This is a genomic window from Vibrio sp. 03-59-1, from assembly GCF_013114135.1.
Classification (GTDB): Bacteria; Pseudomonadota; Gammaproteobacteria; order Enterobacterales; family Vibrionaceae; genus Vibrio; species Vibrio cortegadensis.
In genome coordinates, this window is record NZ_VTYA01000015.1 from 45,179 (window position 1) to 63,111 (window position 17,933).

At 43.2% G+C, this 17,933-nt stretch carries 18 protein-coding genes; 1 reads left to right on the plus strand and 17 read right to left on the minus strand.

All coding sequences use genetic code 11. The features are described from left to right. Positions 1-84 precede the first annotated feature (84 nt). Entirely contained in the window at positions 85-828 is a 744-nt protein-coding gene (locus tag F0249_RS15260; protein ID WP_029203545.1) for an amino acid ABC transporter permease, read from the plus strand. A 98-nt stretch (positions 829-926) separates the two neighbouring features. On the opposite strand, the gene glmU is transcribed toward F0249_RS15260, so the two are convergent. The 17 genes from glmU to yidC all read right to left on the minus strand — a co-directional run bounded on the left by glmU (position 927) and on the right by yidC (position 17,933). Beyond that, a complete protein-coding gene (gene glmU / locus F0249_RS15265; RefSeq protein ID WP_171757121.1) occupies positions 927-2,291 on the minus strand; it encodes a bifunctional UDP-N-acetylglucosamine diphosphorylase/glucosamine-1-phosphate N-acetyltransferase GlmU in 1,365 nt (454 codons plus the stop codon). A gap of 164 nt (positions 2,292-2,455) precedes the next feature. Next, a complete protein-coding gene (locus tag F0249_RS15270) occupies positions 2,456-2,878 on the minus strand; it encodes a F0F1 ATP synthase subunit epsilon (RefSeq protein WP_017054329.1) in 423 nt (140 codons plus the stop codon). An 18-nt stretch (positions 2,879-2,896) separates the two neighbouring features. Then, on the minus strand, positions 2,897-4,300 hold the full coding sequence (atpD, locus tag F0249_RS15275) for a F0F1 ATP synthase subunit beta (protein WP_113798194.1): 1,404 nt from the start codon (positions 4,298-4,300) through the stop codon (positions 2,897-2,899). Between the two features lie 52 nt (positions 4,301-4,352). Beyond that, on the minus strand, positions 4,353-5,219 hold the full coding sequence (gene atpG, locus F0249_RS15280; RefSeq protein ID WP_113798196.1) for a F0F1 ATP synthase subunit gamma: 867 nt from the start codon (positions 5,217-5,219) through the stop codon (positions 4,353-4,355). Positions 5,220-5,261: 42 nt separating this feature from the next. After that, positions 5,262-6,803: a F0F1 ATP synthase subunit alpha gene (gene atpA, locus F0249_RS15285; RefSeq protein ID WP_113798198.1), complete on the minus strand. Its 1,542-nt coding sequence runs from the start codon at positions 6,801-6,803 to the stop codon at positions 5,262-5,264. A gap of 13 nt (positions 6,804-6,816) precedes the next feature. Beyond that, positions 6,817-7,350, minus strand: a complete 534-nt coding sequence (gene atpH / locus F0249_RS15290) for a F0F1 ATP synthase subunit delta (protein ID WP_113798200.1) — start codon at positions 7,348-7,350, stop codon at positions 6,817-6,819. Positions 7,351-7,365: 15 nt separating this feature from the next. Further along, positions 7,366-7,836, minus strand: coding sequence for a F0F1 ATP synthase subunit B (atpF, locus tag F0249_RS15295; protein WP_113798202.1), 471 nt, complete (start codon positions 7,834-7,836; stop codon positions 7,366-7,368). Between the two features lie 57 nt (positions 7,837-7,893). After that, positions 7,894-8,151, minus strand: coding sequence for a F0F1 ATP synthase subunit C (gene atpE / locus F0249_RS15300; protein WP_005372317.1), 258 nt, complete (start codon positions 8,149-8,151; stop codon positions 7,894-7,896). Positions 8,152-8,205: 54 nt separating this feature from the next. After that, the gene (atpB, locus tag F0249_RS15305; protein WP_017054323.1) at positions 8,206-9,018 is read right to left on the minus strand and encodes a F0F1 ATP synthase subunit A; all 813 of its coding nucleotides are present in this window, start codon (positions 9,016-9,018) and stop codon (positions 8,206-8,208) included. 8 nt (positions 9,019-9,026) lie between these two features. Then, positions 9,027-9,416: a F0F1 ATP synthase subunit I gene (locus F0249_RS15310; RefSeq protein WP_017054322.1), complete on the minus strand. Its 390-nt coding sequence runs from the start codon at positions 9,414-9,416 to the stop codon at positions 9,027-9,029. 191 nt (positions 9,417-9,607) lie between these two features. Next, complete coding sequence (locus tag F0249_RS15315) at positions 9,608-10,489, minus strand: ParB/RepB/Spo0J family partition protein (protein ID WP_171757122.1); 882 nt, start codon at positions 10,487-10,489, stop codon at positions 9,608-9,610. A 24-nt stretch (positions 10,490-10,513) separates the two neighbouring features. Continuing rightward, entirely contained in the window at positions 10,514-11,287 is a 774-nt protein-coding gene (locus F0249_RS15320; RefSeq protein ID WP_017054320.1) for a ParA family protein, read from the minus strand. A gap of 13 nt (positions 11,288-11,300) precedes the next feature. After that, positions 11,301-11,933 (minus strand): 16S rRNA (guanine(527)-N(7))-methyltransferase RsmG, encoded by a 633-nt coding sequence (gene rsmG / locus F0249_RS15325; RefSeq protein WP_171757123.1) that lies wholly within the window; start codon positions 11,931-11,933, stop codon positions 11,301-11,303. Then, on the minus strand, positions 11,933-13,828 hold the full coding sequence (gene mnmG, locus F0249_RS15330) for a tRNA uridine-5-carboxymethylaminomethyl(34) synthesis enzyme MnmG (RefSeq protein WP_171757124.1): 1,896 nt from the start codon (positions 13,826-13,828) through the stop codon (positions 11,933-11,935). Before mnmG ends, rsmG begins: the two co-directional genes overlap by 1 nt. Before the next feature lie 487 nt (positions 13,829-14,315). Further along, positions 14,316-14,750: an FMN-binding protein MioC gene (gene mioC, locus F0249_RS15335; protein WP_017054317.1), complete on the minus strand. Its 435-nt coding sequence runs from the start codon at positions 14,748-14,750 to the stop codon at positions 14,316-14,318. Positions 14,751-14,803: 53 nt separating this feature from the next. Then, positions 14,804-16,165 carry a tRNA uridine-5-carboxymethylaminomethyl(34) synthesis GTPase MnmE gene (gene mnmE, locus F0249_RS15340; protein ID WP_017054316.1) on the minus strand — a complete coding sequence of 454 codons (1,362 nt, stop codon included), beginning with the start codon at positions 16,163-16,165 and terminating at the stop codon, positions 14,804-14,806. 148 nt (positions 16,166-16,313) lie between these two features. Beyond that, a complete protein-coding gene (gene yidC, locus F0249_RS15345) occupies positions 16,314-17,933 on the minus strand; it encodes a membrane protein insertase YidC (RefSeq protein WP_171757125.1) in 1,620 nt (539 codons plus the stop codon).

Sequence of the window (17,933 nt, forward strand, 5' to 3'; positions counted from 1 at the left end):
CTTAATATTATTAACTTTTTTTCTCATAGTCTTGATAACATAGCAGTAACATCGAAATTTTATTAGTTAGGATAGTAACTTATTGTGAATTACCGACACTTTTTCTTCCTTTTTACTCCCTTACTTATCACTGGTTGCTCTAGTTATGAGTGGGGATGGTATGTGCTTGATCCTTCCACCGAGCAAGGTCGGACAAACATCGGTTTTCTCTTAGGTGGTTTTGAAGATACGATAGCAGTATCCCTCCTGAGTATGCTCTTTGCTATGTCGATTGGACTAATGATCGCACTACCCGCTCTTTCAGATAAGAAGTGGCTCAATCTAATCAACCGTGTTTATGTAGAGACGATCCGCTCTATTCCAGTTCTGGTGCTTTTACTGTGGGTTTATTACGGTATGCCGACACTGATGGATATCTCACTCAACCACTTTTGGGCTGGGGTGATCGCATTAACCATCGCAGAAAGTGCCTTTATGGCCGAAGTATTTCGTGGTGGCATTCAAGCGATTCATAAAGGTCAGCACGAAGCCGCAGAATCACTTGGATTGAATTATTGGCAGAAGATGCGCTTTATTATTCTTCCTCAAGCATTAAGACAAATTCTGCCACCGCTAGGTAATCAATTTGTCTACATTCTCAAAATGTCTTCGCTGGTGAGTGTAATCGGCTTAAGTGATTTAACTCGACGAGCTAACGAGCTGGTGGTTAATGAGTACTTACCTCTAGAGATATACACATTCTTGGTACTTGAATATTTAGTGCTTATCCTAGTGGTTTCACAAGGAGTAAGAATGCTAGAAAAACGAATTGCGGTACCAAGCCACTAATCGGTTAGTAAGTGGGTAATTGATTCACACGATTTGAACATAAGATTCAAAAAGTAAAAAAGCCGCAAACAGTGCGGCTTTTTCGTTTAACTCATTAATTACTTCTTAATTTTCGCAGGTCTCTGCCAGTTTGCGATTTTACGCTCTTTCGCTCTGCTAATAACCAATTCGCTTTCCGCGACATCTCTGGTAACAGTCGAACCAGCACCAATCGTTGCACCGTCTGCAATAGTGATAGGAGCAATTAATTGGCTATCTGAACCAACAAAAACATCATCACCAATAATGGTTTTAAATTTATTAGCACCATCATAATTACAAGTGATTGCACCAGCACCAACATTCACACGTTGGCCAATTTCAGCATCACCCAAGTACGTTAGGTGATTAGCTTTAGAACCTTCGCCTAAACACGTATTTTTCACTTCCACAAAGTTACCTACATGCGAGTTATTACGCATATCGGCACCAGGGCGTAAGCGAGTAAATGGACCCACAGTACAGTCTTCACCAACAGTTGCACCTTCAATGACACTGTATGGACGAACGATAGTGTTATCATCAATCTCACAGTCTTTTAGTACACAGCCAGCGCCAATTTTGACGTTATCACCAAGGGTAACAGCACCTTCGATAATCACATTCACATCGATCTCGACATCCATACCATATTGAATTGAACCACGTAGGTCAAAACGAGCAGGATCGCGTAACATAACGCCTTGCTCTAATAAGTACTGAGCTTGCATTTGCTGATAGGCACGCTCTAATCGAGCTAACTGAGCACGGTCATTAACCCCTTCCACTTCGATAGGGTTAGCAGGGTGAACCGCTTCAACCGCACGTCCTTCATTATGCGCAGCTGCGATGACATCAGTAAGGTAGTATTCACCTTGTGCGTTTTGGTTATTTAAGCCAGATAACCAACGCTTCAGATCACCACCGGTTGCTACCATGACACCAGTGTTGATCTCTTTAATCAATTTTTGTTCGTCAGTCGCATCTTTCTGCTCAACGATCGCCACAACAGGACCATTTTTACGCACAATACGGCCATAGCCCATTGGGTTATCAAGCACAACAGTAAGCAGTGCGATACCGCCAGTAGGCTGTGCTTCCAGTAAGTTTTCAATGGTCTCAGAAGAGATCAATGGAACATCCCCATAAAGCACTAAGATCTTTTCATCATCTTCAAACTTTGGCGAAGCTTGATCAACCGCATGACCCGTTCCTAACTGATCCGCTTGAAGGATCCAGTTAACTGGCTCTTCTGCTAATACACTCTTCATTTGATCACCACCGTGACCATATACAAGGTGAATGTTATGCGCCCCAAGATCGCTGCAAGTATCAATCACATGCTTAACCATTGGTTTACCCGCTAACGTGTGAAGTACCTTTGGCATATTGGAGTACATACGGGTGCCTTTACCCGCAGCCAGGATAACTGAGCTAAATTTCATGTTCTAACCTATGACGTTTTTTTAATGCGGCTATTTTAGCCGGAATTCACTGAGCTGTTAAATCTGTATTACAAATTATTGATATCAAATAAGCAAAAAGGCGACCAATTGGCCGCCTTTGTCTCAACGTTGCTACTTAATTACTTAATTACTTAATTACTTAATTAGCGACGTTTCTTCGTCAGTTCGATAACTCGTAACTGAGCAATGGCTTTAGCGAGTTCGCTTGCCGCTTGTGCGAAGTCCATGTCGCCATGCTGATTCTGGATATGTTCCTCAGCTTTGCGCTTGGCTTCTTCCGCCTTAGCTGCGTCTAGTTCTTCACCACGGATTGCCGTATCAGCCAGTACAGTCGCTGTACCCGGTTGAACTTCAATCATACCACCAGAAACATAAATAATTTCTTCGTGGCCGTGCTGTTTCACGATACGCACCATGCCAGGCTTAATAGCGGTCAGCAGCGGGGTGTGACCATGGAAAATACCAAGTTCACCTTCGCTTCCGGTCACCTGAAATGTTTCAACACGACCTGAGAAAAGTTTTTTCTCTGCGCTTACTACATCTAGATGAAAGGTTATTGCTGCCATATCGCCTCCTATTTAGCCTTATAGCTTCTTGGCATTCTCAATAGCTTCGTCAATAGTACCGCAGTACATGAACGCTTGCTCTGGAATGTCATCGTATTCACCAGCTAGTAGACCTTTAAAGCCACGTAGAGTCTCTTTAAGAGCTACGTAAACACCTGGGTCACCTGTAAATACTTCCGCTACGTGGTAAGGCTGAGTAAGGAACTTCTCAATCTTACGAGCACGAGATACAACTTGCTTATCTGTTTCAGATAGCTCGTCCATACCTAGGATAGCGATGATATCTTTCAGCTCTTTATAGCGCTGAAGTGTTGTTTGAACACCTTGAGCGATATCATAGTGCTCTTGACCAACCACTAGAGGATCAAGCATACGAGATGTTGAATCTAGCGGGTCAATCGCAGGGTATAAACCCATTGCTGCGATGTTACGGTTAAGTACAACCGTTGCATCCAAGTGAGCAAACGTTGTTGCTGGAGATGGATCCGTTAAGTCATCCGCAGGTACGTATACCGCCTGAACAGAAGTAATAGAACCCTGTCTAGTCGATGTAATACGTTCCTGAAGAACACCCATTTCTTCAGCTAGTGTTGGCTGGTAACCTACCGCAGATGGCATACGACCTAGTAGAGCCGAAACCTCAGTACCTGCAAGTGTGTAACGGTAGATGTTATCAATGAACAGTAGTACGTCACGACCTTCGTCACGGAAACGCTCTGCCATTGTAAGACCAGTCAAGGCAACACGTAAACGGTTTCCTGGTGGCTCGTTCATCTGACCGTAAACCATTGCTACTTTTGATTCTTCAGGTTTTTCGATGTTAACAACACCTGCTTCCTGCATCTCAAAGTAGAAATCGTTACCTTCACGTGTACGCTCACCTACACCCGCAAATACGGATAGGCCTGAGTGTTGTAGTGCGATGTTGTTGATAAGTTCCATCATGTTAACGGTCTTACCTACACCAGCACCACCGAATAGACCGATTTTACCACCCTTAGCGAATGGGCAAATCAAGTCGATTACTTTAACACCAGTCTCTAGAAGCGCTGTCTCGTTAGACTGCTCTTCGTAGCTTGGAGCTTCACGGTGAATTGCATAATGCTCTTCAGCACCAATGTCGCCACACTCATCAATCGCATCACCAAGTACATTCATGATACGGCCAAGAGTTTTAGTGCCCACTGGAACTGTAATTGGAGCGCCAGTATTTACTACTGTCAAACCACGACGTAAACCATCAGAGCTACCCATTACGATTGCGCGAATTACGCCACCGCCAAGTTGTTGCTGAACTTCAAGAACTAGACGTTCTTTAGCATCAGTAACATTCAGAGCATCGTATACACGTGGTACTTCGCCCTGTGGGAACTCTACGTCGACTACCGCACCGATGATCTGTACGATCTTACCTGTAGCCATCGTTAATCCTCTAAACTAATTAGTTTTACCTAAGCTTTAAACCGAATAAGCGTTAAACCGCAGCGGCACCAGAAACAATTTCAGATAGTTCTTGTGTAATCGCCGATTGACGGGCTTTGTTATACACAAGTTCTAAATCATCAATAATGTCACCAGCGTTATCAGTTGCTGCTTTCATTGCAATCATTCGAGCCGCTTGCTCTGAAGCAAGGTTCTCTACCACACCTTGGTATACTTGAGATTCGACATAGCGAACCAACAATGTATCAAGTAATGGTTTTGGCTCGGGCTCATAAATATAATCCCAAGAATGATCGCGCTTAACTGCTTCGCTGTCTGATTTCGGCAAAGGTAGTAATTGATCGATCGTTGGTTCTTGAACCATAGTGTTTTCAAATTTGTTAAACACTAGGTATAGACGATCTAATTCGCCTTCATCATATTTCTTCAGCATTACGCCAACAGAACCGATTAGGTCTTCAAGGCTTGGGCTATCACCTAAACCTGAAACCTGCGCAGCTACTTTAGCGCCACTGTTATTGAAAAATGCTGTTGCTTTTGAACCAACAACGGCCAGTTCAATTTCAGCACCTTTCTCAGACCAAGCTTGCATGTCATTCATAGCTTTTTTGAACAAGTTAATGTTCAAGCCACCACACAAGCCACGGTCAGTAGAAATAATGATATAACCAACACGCTTGGCTTCACGCTCATCTAAGTACGGATGTCTGTACTCAAGACTTGCATTAGCCAAATGACCGATCACCTTACGCATTGTTTCAGCATACGGACGAGAAGCTTCCATCGCATCTTGCGAGCGACGCATTTTTGAAGCTGCTACCATTTCCATTGCTTTCGTGATCTTTTGAGTGCTTTTAACACTCCCGATCTTATTACGAATCTCTTTTGCGCCGGCCATCGTTACTCTCCGTTAGTGGGTGACCCGAAGGCCACCAACCAATTACCAGGTCTGGGTTGCTTTGAAATCATCAGCAAGCTTTTTCAGCTTAGCTTCGATGTCGCTATTATAAGCACCCGTAGCGTTGATCTCTGTTGCGAAATCAGCGTATTGACCATGAGCGTACGACAGTAGTGATGCTTCAAAATCTAGAACTTTATTCAGTTCTACATCGTTCAAGTAACCACGTTCCGCCGCGAAGATAACTAGGGCTTGATCAAATACAGACATTGGAGCGTACTGCTTCTGCTTCATTAGTTCTGTAACTTTTTGACCATGGTCTAGCTGCTTCTTAGTCGCATCATCAAGATCAGACGAGAACTGTGCGAATGCCGCAAGTTCACGGTATTGAGCTAGTGCAGTACGGATACCGCCAGATAGCTTCTTGATGATTTTCGTTTGCGCTGAACCACCTACACGAGAAACTGAGATACCTGGGTCAACAGCAGGACGAACACCCGCGTTGAATAGCTCAGTTTGTAGGAAGATCTGACCATCAGTAATCGAGATTACGTTAGTCGGTACGAATGCAGATACGTCACCAGCTTGCGTTTCAATGATAGGAAGAGCAGTTAAAGAACCAGTCTTACCTTTCACTTCACCGTTAGTGAAATTTTCTACGTATACTTCGCTTACACGAGCTGCACGCTCTAGAAGACGAGAGTGAAGATAGAAAACATCACCAGGGAACGCTTCACGACCCGGTGGACGTTTTAGTAGTAGAGAGATCTGACGATACGCTACCGCTTGCTTAGATAGATCATCATAAATGATCAATGCATCTTCGCCACGGTCACGGAAGTATTCACCCATCGCACAACCTGAATACGGTGCAAGATATTGCAGCGCAGCAGATTCAGAAGCAGAAGCAACAACAACAACGGTATTCGCCAATGCGCCGTGCTCTTCTAATTTGCGAACTACGTTGGCAATAGTCGATGCTTTCTGACCGATTGCTACGTAGATTGAGAAAATACCAGAATCTTTCTGGTTAATGATTGCATCGATCGCCATCGCTGTTTTACCAGTTTGACGGTCACCGATGATTAGCTCACGCTGACCACGGCCGATTGGAATCATTGAGTCAACTGACTTGTAGCCAGTTTGTACTGGTTGATCTACCGATTTACGGTCGATTACACCAGGTGCGATAACTTCTACAGGCGAAGACAATTTTGCTTCGATTGGACCTTTACCATCAATTGGCTCACCCAGTGTGTTTACAACACGACCAAGCATTTCAGGACCAACTGGTACTTCAAGAATACGACCAGTACCTGTAACTTTCATGCCTTCTTGTAAGTCAGCATATGGACCCATAACAACCGCACCAACCGAGTCACGCTCAAGGTTAAGTGCGAGTGCATAGCGCCCACTTGGTAGTTCAATCATTTCACCTTGCATCACGTCCGCTAGGCCGTGAATACGGATGATACCGTCACTTACCGATATGATTGTACCTTCATTGCGAGCTTCACTAACAACGTTGAAAGATTCAATACGTTGTTTGATTAGATCGCTTATTTCAGTGGAATTAAGTTGCATGCTCCAATCCCCATTAAGACTGCAAGGCATCGCTCAGGCGGTTCAAACGACCACGCGCTGAGTTATCGATGACTAGGTCTCCGGCTCGAATAATAACCCCACCAAGTAGGGTCTCATCTACACTGCAATTCAGCTGAACTTTGCGTTCAAGACGCTGCTCAAGTTTGCTGCTGATATCTGTGCGTTGTTCTTCAGAAAGTTCTACGGCTGAAAGTACTTCAACGTCGATCTCCTTCTCATGCTCTTGTTTAAGCACGAGGAACTCTTCACAAACTTCAGGCATGGCCTTTAGTCGGCCATTTTCAGCCATTACCTTAATTAGGTTTTGACCAAATTCATCAAACTGTTCGCCGCAAATTGCGATAAATATTTCAGACAGTTGCTCAGCAGATACAGATCCACTTAGCAAATCAGCAATACTATCGTTTTTTGCTACTTCGGCAGCAAAGGCTAGCATTTGACCCCATTGGTCTAGCTCACCTTTCTCAACCGCAAAATCAAACGCTGCTTTAGCATAGGGGCGTGCGATTGTAGTCAAATCAGACATATCCTGCCCCTCGCTTTAAAGTTTTGCAGTAATGTTGTCAAGAATATCTTTGTGCGCATCTTTATCGATTGTACGCTCAAGGATTTTCTCAGCACCAGCTACAGCCAGAGTTGCAACTTGTTTACGAAGCTCATCACGAGCGCGGTTACGTTCAGCTTCAAGTTCTGCTTCAGCTAGTGCTAGGATTTTCTGGCGTTCTGCCTGAGCTTCCTCGCGTGCTTCGTCAACAATTTGAGCTTTACGCTTATTCGCTTGATCGATTACTTCAGTTGCAGTGCGTTTCGCTTCTTTCATTTGGTCAGAAGCGTTGGCTTGTGCTAAATCTAAGTCTTTTGCAGCGCGTTCAGCAGCTACAAGACCGTCAGCAATTTTTTTCTGACGTTCTTCAATTGCTTGCATGATTGGCGGCCATACATATTTCATGCAGAACGCTACAAACATTGCAAAAGCAATTGCTTGACCTAGCAGAGTTGCGTTTATATTCACAACAGCTACCCCTCGTTAAGTATCAACTACAAAAATTTAATTAACGTAAATCGTTAATTAGCCTGCTAGTTGACCAACAAATGGGTTAGCAAACGTGAATAGTAGAGCGATTACGATACCGATCATTGGAACCGCATCAAGCAGACCAGCGATGATGAACATCTTAACTTGCAGCATAGGAGCCATTTCTGGTTGACGAGCAGCACCTTCAAGGAATTTACCACCTAGAAGTGCGAAACCAATCGCAGTACCAAGAGAAGCAAGACCGACGATGATACCCACGGCGATTGCTGAAAAGCTCAGTAAAGTTTCCATTACTATCTCCAATTTATAGTTGTTGGCTTAATGCCTAAATAAAAGCTTAAAAAATTAATGATCGTGGTCTTCGTGTGCCATTGACAGATAAACAATTGTCAACATCATGAATACGAATGCCTGAATCAGGATTACCAAAATATGGAAGATTGCCCACGGAAGTGAACCCATCCATTGTAGCCACCATGGTAGCATTGCTGCACAAAGAATAAATACAACCTCACCAGCGAACATGTTACCGAATAAACGCATACCAAGAGAAAGAGGTTTAGCTAAAAGCGATACCACTTCAATTAGAAGGTTAAACGGAATCATAGACCAGTGATTAAATGGATGTAACGCTAATTCTTTTGCGAAGCCACCCAGGCCTTTCACTTTGATGCTGTAGTAGATCATCAGAGCAAAAACACCCAGAGCCATAGCCATGGTGATATTTACATCAGCAGAAGGAACCACTTTTAAGTAAGGGATGCCTAGCCAATGTTGTGCTGGGTAAGGTAAGAAATCAATTGGAACTAAGTCCATGATGTTCATTAATAATACCCAACAAAAGATAGTCAGTGCCAGCGGAGCTATAAGTGGGTTGCGTCCATGGAAAGTATCTTTGACGTTTTGGTCAACGAACTCTATTACCATTTCAACGGCACACTGTAGCTTACCTGGTACACCTACTGTTGCTTTCTTAGCGACAGAATGGAAAATCCAAAGGAAAATCAGTCCTGTAAACACAGAAAAAAACAGGCTATCGATATGTACGTTCCAGAAGCTTGCTTCATCCGCTACCAAACCCAATTTCGCAAGCGATAGGTTTGATAAGTGGTGGGCAATATATCCGGATTGTGTTAGCGCTTCACCTGGCGCAGCCATAACTCATCCTATTTTTTGTTGTTAATGAATAGCACTGGCGCAAAGATGTTAATCCCTAATGCCAGCAAATAGGTTAGTTTGAGGGGAACAAGTTCCACCTGCATATACACGTAAGCAACAGAAAATAGTACAACCGTGATTAGGATTTTTAAGGCTTGTCCTGTATAGAAAGAGGCCGCGATGCGCTTGGCAGCACGAGCCCCACTAAACATGAAAGCACACAACGCGAAAACCGCGTTAGCAATGACAAAAATACCACCACCAACAAGCGCTGAAAGGCCCCAATCAGCATTTACGGCTATAGCCATCCCTGCTGCCACTAACATAACCGCGCCAAACTCGATCATTAACAATTGCTTTGCAAGCTCTCGTCCTGGTCTCGCTAACGCAGCTACCATGTATTCGTACCTCTAATAATATCCACTATGCACCTCATACTGCTCAGTGCGGGGAATTTTCCGAAAATTATACGGTGAGTCAAACTGATTGCAATAAAAACGCAGCAAAAAGTTACACTTTTGTTTACAAACCGACAACTTTCGAATGAAATTTCATTTTTTACATAATTGACCTAAATCAATTATCTCATTTAGCTATGTAGCTTGGCAATAAGTTGCTCTAATTTGTGAGGTTCATCAATACTAATCGTTATTTTTGACTTACCGTTGACAGAGCGAACTACCGACACTTTTGAGCCAAGAATATCACTTAAGCTCTGTGACATTTGCTTAGCATCTTCATCTTCAGGTTGGTTTTTACCTTCAACCTTTGGAGATAAACATTTTTTAACCAATTGCTCTGTCTGGCGAACGGTTAATTGTTTCGCTGCTACATTCTGCGCAACCTCAACTTGCTGTTCACCTTCTAAAGCAAGAAGCGCTCTAGCATGCCCCATTTCTAGCTGTTTAGTTAAAACTAAACCTTTTACGTCATCATGGAGCTGATTTAGACGTAATAAGTTACTGACTGTCGTTCTAGACTTGCCAATAACTTCAGCAACTTGTTGATGTGTTAAAGAAAACTCATTCTGTAACCGCTCTAAAGCTTGAGCTTCTTCCATAACGTTAAGATCTTCACGCTGTATATTTTCAATCAACGCCATTGCAATCGCAGCTCGATCTTTTACATTTTTCACCAAACATGGGACTTGTTTTAGCCCTGCTTGCTTAGCTGCTCTCCAACGTCTTTCACCCGCGATAATTTCAAACTGACCTTGCTCAATCTGACGGACAATGATCGGTTGAATAATGCCTTGTGACTGAATAGAAGCCGTAAGCTCTTGCAACGCCTCTGGTTCCATATCTTTACGAGGTTGATACACACCAGCTCTTAAGCTATTAGTCGATAAATCTTTTAACTCACCTTCAGAAGAGAGCGATTGACTATGTGAGGCCACTTGCTGTTTCTCACGAGCTAATGAACTGGTTGCAAGTAAAGCATCCAATCCTTTTCCTAAACCACGCTTAGACATTGAGTGAATTCCTTGGATTAAAGTTTATACTGGGACTTCTTCACGACGAAGCATTTCACCAGCCAAAGCTAAGTATGCTTTAGCCCCGGCAGAATACTTGTCGTAATACATAGCTGGTTTTCCATGACTTGGAGCTTCAGCTAAGCGAACGTTACGTGGAATCACTGTGCGATACACCTTGCTACCAAAGTGCTTCTTAAGCTGGTCGGAGACTTCGTTGGAGAGTCGGTTTCTCGGATCGTACATAGTACGCAATAAACCTTCTATCTTTAGATTTTCATTCACGACTGCAGCCAGTTTGCTGATGGTATCCATTAACGCAGTTAAACCTTCTAACGCAAAATACTCACATTGCATTGGCACTAATACAGAATCCGCTGCTGCCATTGCGTTGATTGTAAGAAGATTTAAAGAGGGAGGACAATCAATAAAGATGAAATCATAGTTATCACGAACCATAGATAGCGCATTTTTTAACCGAACTTCACGCGCAAAGACTTCCATGAGTTTAATTTCAGCCGCGGTTACATCTCCGTTTGCAGCAATGAGGTCATAGTTGCCATTCGTGCTGCGCTGTACCACTTCACTAAATGCAGTATCTTCGACCAATAAATCATAAGCAGTGGCATCAACTTGATATTTATCGATCCCACTCGCCATTGTGGCATTGCCTTGAGGATCAAGATCTATCACTAATATCTTACGCTTAGTGGCTGCCATTGAAGCGGCTAGGTTGACACAGGTTGTGGTTTTCCCCACTCCGCCTTTCTGATTAGCTATTGCTACGATTTTTCCCACGATTGCCTCGCTGTTATCCCTTACGCGATAAGATTACCAGATGACGCTCACCTTCAAGCTCTGGAACCTGTAAAGCTTTGACATCTGTCACGGTACACCATTCTGGAAGCTGCTCAATTTCGTTTTCAGATAATTGACCTTTTAGCGCCATAAACACACCAGTATTATCTTTTGGTAGGTGATGACACCATTCCACCATATCCGTCATTGAAGCAAATGCACGGCTGAGTACACCATCAAATTTATCTTCAGGTTGATACTCTTCTACACGACTTTGAATAGGCATCACATTTTTGATGCCTAATTCGTGGGTTGCCTGTTTAATAAAACGAATTCGCTTACCTAAACTGTCTAATAAGACAAAGTCACAATCTGGATTCATGATTGCAAGTGGTACGCCAGGTAAGCCAGGCCCAGTACCAACGTCAATAAAACGCTTTCCATGTAAGTATGTACTTACAATAATACTGTCTAAAATATGTTTAATCAGCATTTCCATAGGATCGCGAACCGAGGTGAGGTTGTAAGCTTTATTCCACTTATTCAACATCTCCACATAACCGACGAGTTGTTCACGCTGATTCTCATTCACTTCTAAATCAGTTTGAGCTAATAATTGGTCTAGTTTTATACGTAATACGCTCATTAAGCTTGCTCGCCTTTTTTCAGTAAACCTTGTTTTTTCAGATGCACCAATAAAATAGAAATGGCCGCTGGAGTGATACCAGAGATACGCGATGCAATACCTAATGTTTCCGGCTTGGCCGTGGTCAATTTCACGACGACCTCATTTGATAGCCCTTTCACTTCACTGTAATCAAGATCGATTGGCAGTTTAGTGTTCTCGTGGCGTAATGATTTGTCGATTTCATCTTGCTGACGCTGAATATAACCTTCGTATTTCACCATTATCTCAACTTGCTCTGCGGCTTGTTGATCTTCAAGGGCTGGAGCAAACATATCCAAACCAGTCAGCAGTGGGTAGGTGATCTCTGGACGACGTAAAAGATCTTCACCACTCGCTTCGCGTGACATTGGTGTCTTCAATAATGCGTTAAGATCCGCGATACCTTCAGATTTTGGGTTCATCCATAGATCTTTTAATCGTTGGCGCTCTTGCTCAATATTTTCAACTTTTTGGTTGAATCGAGCCCAGCGAGCATCATCAATAAGACCAAGCTCATGCGCTTTTTCTGTCAAACGTAAATCAGCATTGTCTTCACGAAGCAATAAGCGGTATTCCGCACGTGAAGTAAACATACGGTAAGGTTCTTTCGTGCCCATTGTCGATAAATCATCGATCAACACGCCCATATAGGCTTGATCACGTCTTGGGCTCCATGACTCTTTACCTTGTGTATACAAGCTTGCGTTTAGTCCGGCCATTAAGCCTTGAGCTGCCGCTTCTTCATAGCCTGTTGTGCCGTTGATTTGGCCAGCAAAGAATAATCCACTAATAAATTTCGTTTCGTAGCTCTGTTTTAAATCTCTAGGATCAAAGAAATCATATTCAATCGCGTAACCTGGACGAACAATATGTGCATTTTCAAAACCTTTCATTGAACGAACAATTTGAACTTGTACATCAAAAGGTAAGCTTGTTGAAATACCGTTAGGGTACAACTCATGAGTCGTGAGTCCTTCAGGCTCAATGAAGATTTGGTGACTGTTTTTGTCAGCAAAACGCATCACTTTATCTTCAATTGATGGGCAATATCTAGGTCCAATACCTTCGATAACACCAGCATACATTGGGCTGCGATCTAAATTAGCACGTATTACATCATGCGTTTTTTCATTGGTATGCGTGATAAAGCATGGAATTTGGCGAGGTTGTTGGCTGCGTGATCCCATGAAAGAAAATACAGGCGTTGGGTTATCACCATGCTGAGCTTCAAGTACGGAAAAATCAACGCTACGGGCATCAATGCGTGGTGGTGTACCTGTTTTGAGACGATCGACTCGGAATGGTAACTCACGTAGACGATCTGCTAGTGCGATTGACGGAGGATCTCCTGCTCGCCCTCCCGCAGAGCTTTCCATTCCGATATGAATTTTTCCGCCAAGGAAAGTACCAACCGTTAACACTACGGCTTTGGCATGGAATTTTAATCCCATTTGAGTAACGACACCTACGACATGATTATTTTCAACAATGAGATCATCGACTGATTGTTGAAACAGAGTTAGGTTTGGTGTGTTTTCAAGAGCATGGCGTACATAACTTTTGTACAGAGCTCGATCAGCTTGAGCACGAGTTGCTCTTACTGCAGGACCTTTTGATGCATTCAAAGTTCTAAATTGAATACCTGCGTGATCGATAGCTTGTGCCATCAATCCACCCATAGCATCGACTTCTTTGACAAGATGACCTTTACCGATACCACCAATTGCCGGATTACAAGACATTTGTCCTAACGTGTCGATGTTATGAGTAAGCAAGAGTGTACTTTGTCCAGTACGGGCTGATGCGAGTGCGGCTTCTGTTCCTGCATGACCGCCACCAACAACAATGACGTCAAATTTTTCGTGATAAAGCATGGACCGACCTCAGGTATAAAAACGATTTAATGGACAGAGAAAATGGAGCGTTATTCTACCTTTTTTCCATGGACTAGAGAATCGCTTTTAGCTTTTTTTGATCAAAGCTCCTTTCCTTAATATATATAAGATCTTTATAGAGATCTTTTATTAGATCTATTATTAGGATCGAGTGTTTCTGTGGATAAGTGGAAAATGATCAACAAGATCATTGATCTTTTGTGGATCAAAAGGTGTGATCTAGTTTGGATCAACCGGAGGATTAGCTGGGATCAAAATGGCTACTTATACACAGGGGGATCCAAGCATATAAGTTATCATTGGGATAACTATAGGTTTAACACTGGAAATGATCTATGTTATCCACAAGTGATTTGTTTGTTTTTTGAGCAAACAGTTTTGTGAAATTAGAGAAAGTTATTCACAAATTTAAAATTAGGCATAAAAAAAGGCGGTAGACACCGCCTTTATAGAGATAATTCTAGCTCTAAAACTGGTCAAAATGCTGGTTTAGCCACTCTTCTGCAGCGTCTTCTGGTACTGATTGGGATAAAATATCAATGGTAAAACAGTCACTGATCGAGGTTGTTCCTATCTCTTTTAAGAGTGAAAAAGCATGCAAACCAGCAGCACAAAAAGTGTCATAACTGGAGTCACCAATCGCAATGACAGCGAACTTAACGCCATCCATTTTCGGTGGATTTTTTTCTAATTCAGAGATAAACGGTTGGATATTATCTGGGTACGCGCCTGCACCGTGAGTCGATGTGATGACTAACCAAGTGCCACTATTAGGAATAGAGCTTATTTGAGGTTGATTGTGGATGACTGTCTCTAGCCCTTTCTCTTGCAGAAGGTCACTTAAGTGATCTCCTACGTATTCGGCACCACCGAGAGTACTGCCAGTAATGATATGAATCATTCTTTATTCCTTGTAATAAAAAACGCGATGTCTATTAAATCGCGTTTAATGGTTTATTTTCCGATACAGAATGAAGAGAAGATTTTTCCGAGTAAATCATCGGAACTGAACTCACCTGTGATCTCATTTAGGTACTGTTGAGTGATGCGAAGCTCTTCTGCCAGAATTTCACCTGCCATATACCCTTCTAGCTGCTGCTGGCCTATGTTTAAGTGCTCTGCTGCTCTCTCTAGCGCATCAAGATGGCGTCTACGAGCCATGAAGCCACCTTCGTTGCCACCAGCAAAGCCCATGCACTCTTTTAGGTGATTACGTAAAGCATCCACACCTTCTCCCGTTTTCGCTGACAGTCGAATAAGCGTCGGATCGTTTACGTGGCAAATACCAAGATCTTCGGTCGTTTGATCCGCTTTATTGCGGATCACTGTCATTCCAATATTGTTTGGTAGTCGATCGACAAAATCAGGCCAAATTTCTTTAGGATCCGTCGCTTGCGTGGTTGTACTGTCAACCATAAATAGAACACGATCGGCTTGTTCTATCTCTTTCCATGCGCGTTCAATACCAATTTTTTCGACTTCATCAGAAGCTTCTCGCAATCCAGCGGTATCAATAATGTGCAGCGGCATGCCATCGATATGAATGTGCTCACGTAATACATCTCGTGTTGTACCTGCAATATCTGTCACAATGGCGCTCTCTTTACCAGAAAGAGCATTCAGCAAACTTGATTTTCCCGCATTTGGGCGGCCAGCAATGACGACTTTCATCCCTTCACGCATGATTGCACCTTGATTGGCCTCTTTGCGTACCGCTTCCAAATTATCGATGATGGCTTGTAAGTCACCGCTTACTTTTCCATCCGCTAGAAAATCGATCTCTTCTTCTGGAAAATCAATAGCAGCTTCTACGTAGATACGTAGGTAGATGAGCGATTCAACAAGGGTATTGATGCGCTTTGAAAATTCACCTTGAAGCGATTGTAGTGCTGATTTTGCGGCTTCTTCTGAACTAGCGTCAATTAAGTCAGCAATGGCTTCTGCTTGAGTTAAGTCCATTTTGTCATTTAAGAAGGCGCGTTCAGAGAATTCTCCAGGCTTCGCTGCTCGTAATCCGGGGATCTCAAGAATGCGTTTGATTAGCATATCCATGACAACAGGACCGCCGTGGCCTTGCAGCTCTAAAACATCTTCTCCAGTAAAGGAGTGCGGGTTTGGAAAATAGAGTGCAATACCTTGATCGAGTTCGGTTCCATCTTGCCCTTTAAACGGAAGATATTCAGCATAACGTGGCTTTAGCTCACGTCCGGTAACCTCTATAGCAACTTGGGTCGCTTTAGGACCTGATACTCGAATAATACCGACTCCGCCTCGCCCTAGGGCGGTAGCTTGAGCGACAATGGTGTCTGTAGTCATAATGTGCCTACTTAAATTTAATACGGTTCAATGTGAATCATTAATGAGTAATATCATTAAAATGTAATGAGTTGAATTGTAATCAGCGAAATACAAAAAGGCGACCTTTTGGTCGCCTTTCTCTATTTTTTTAGGTTACTACTAAATGTTATTTAGTATGCAGACCTTTCTTTTCCAGCGCTCGGTAGATTAGCGTTTGCTGAATCAGAGTTACGATGTTCGATACTAGCCAGTATAGAACCAGACCTGAAGGGAAGAACAGGAAGAAGAATGTAAACATAACCGGCATAAAGGTCATGATCTTCTGCTGCATTGGATCCGTTACTGTTGTCGGGCTCATCTTCTGGATTAGGAACATTGAAGCACCCATTAGAAGTGGCAAGATATAGTATGGGTCTTGTGCTGAAAGGTCAGTAATCCAACCGAAGAACGGTGAATGACGTAGCTCAACAGACTCCATTAGTGCCCAGTATAGTGAAATGAAGATTGGCATTTGAAGAACGATTGGTAAACAGCCACCGAGTGGGTTTACTTTCTCTTTCTTGTACAGCTCCATCATTTCTTGGCTCATGCGTTGACGGTCATCGCCAATACGTTCACGCATTGCGGTCAGCTTAGGCTGAAGCATACGCATTTTCGCCATAGACGTGTACTGAGCTTTCGTTAGTGGGTACATAGCACCACGAACGATGAATGTTAGACAGATAATTGCCAGACCCCAGTTCACAACGATACCTTGAATGAACGAAAGCAGAGTATGAAGTGGTTTCGCAATAAACCATAACCAACCGTAGTCCACTACTAGATCTAGGTTTGGTGCAACGGCAGCCATTTGCTCTTGAAGTTTAGGACCAACCCAAAGCGTTGCTTGGAAATTGGCACTGTCGCCTGTCGCAATTGTTTTGTTTGGCATACGAACGCCAATGTCGGCAAGGCTACCAATAACACGAGTGTAAAGGTTGCTGCCTGCTTCGTCGCGTGGGATCCATGCGCTTGCAAAGTAGTGCTGAATCATTGCTGCCCAACCTTGACCATTGGCTAGGTTAAGAGACAGGTTGCGATCTTGCATATCATCGAAGCTGTATTTTTTGTAACGCGTATCTTCCGTAGAGTAAGCACCACCACGGTAAGTTGGCATTGTTAGGCTGCCACCATCGTCCATTACGTTTTGACGTAGGTGAGCGTACATGCCGAATGTTGCATTATTGCCAGAGTTGTTGATTACATCGTATTCAACATCAATTGCGTAGCTGCCGCGCTTAAGGATGAATGTTTTTGTGTAATCTAAGCCGTTAGCTTGGTAAGTCATTGGGATGCGTAGTTCATCTTGACCGTCAGCCAGCGTAAAGCTGTCTGCTGAAACCGTGTAGCTTGGGCGGTTAGTGCTGCTTAAATCGATACCTTGAGGACCCACTAAACCGCTTTGAGCGATAAATTGGTGACCAGGTTCGTTTTTAAGAAGAGCAAAAGAATCTTCAGAATCGAATTCTGCAGAGTAATCATTTAGGTTTGCTGTAACTACATCACCACCAACTGTATCGATTGACAGAGTCAAAACATCAGTAATTACTTGGATAGTTTTTGCTGATGCTTGTTGAGCTGGAGCAGGATCAAGCTCGTTAGCCAAAGATGGAGCAGGTAGTGTGCTGCTTGGTTGTGCCTGTTCAACCGCTTGTGGTGCTGGATTCTTTGCAATGTTCCATTGTTGGAACAATAAGAAAGAAACTAGAGCCAGTGCGATTAGCAGGATATTACGTTGAGAAGCCAT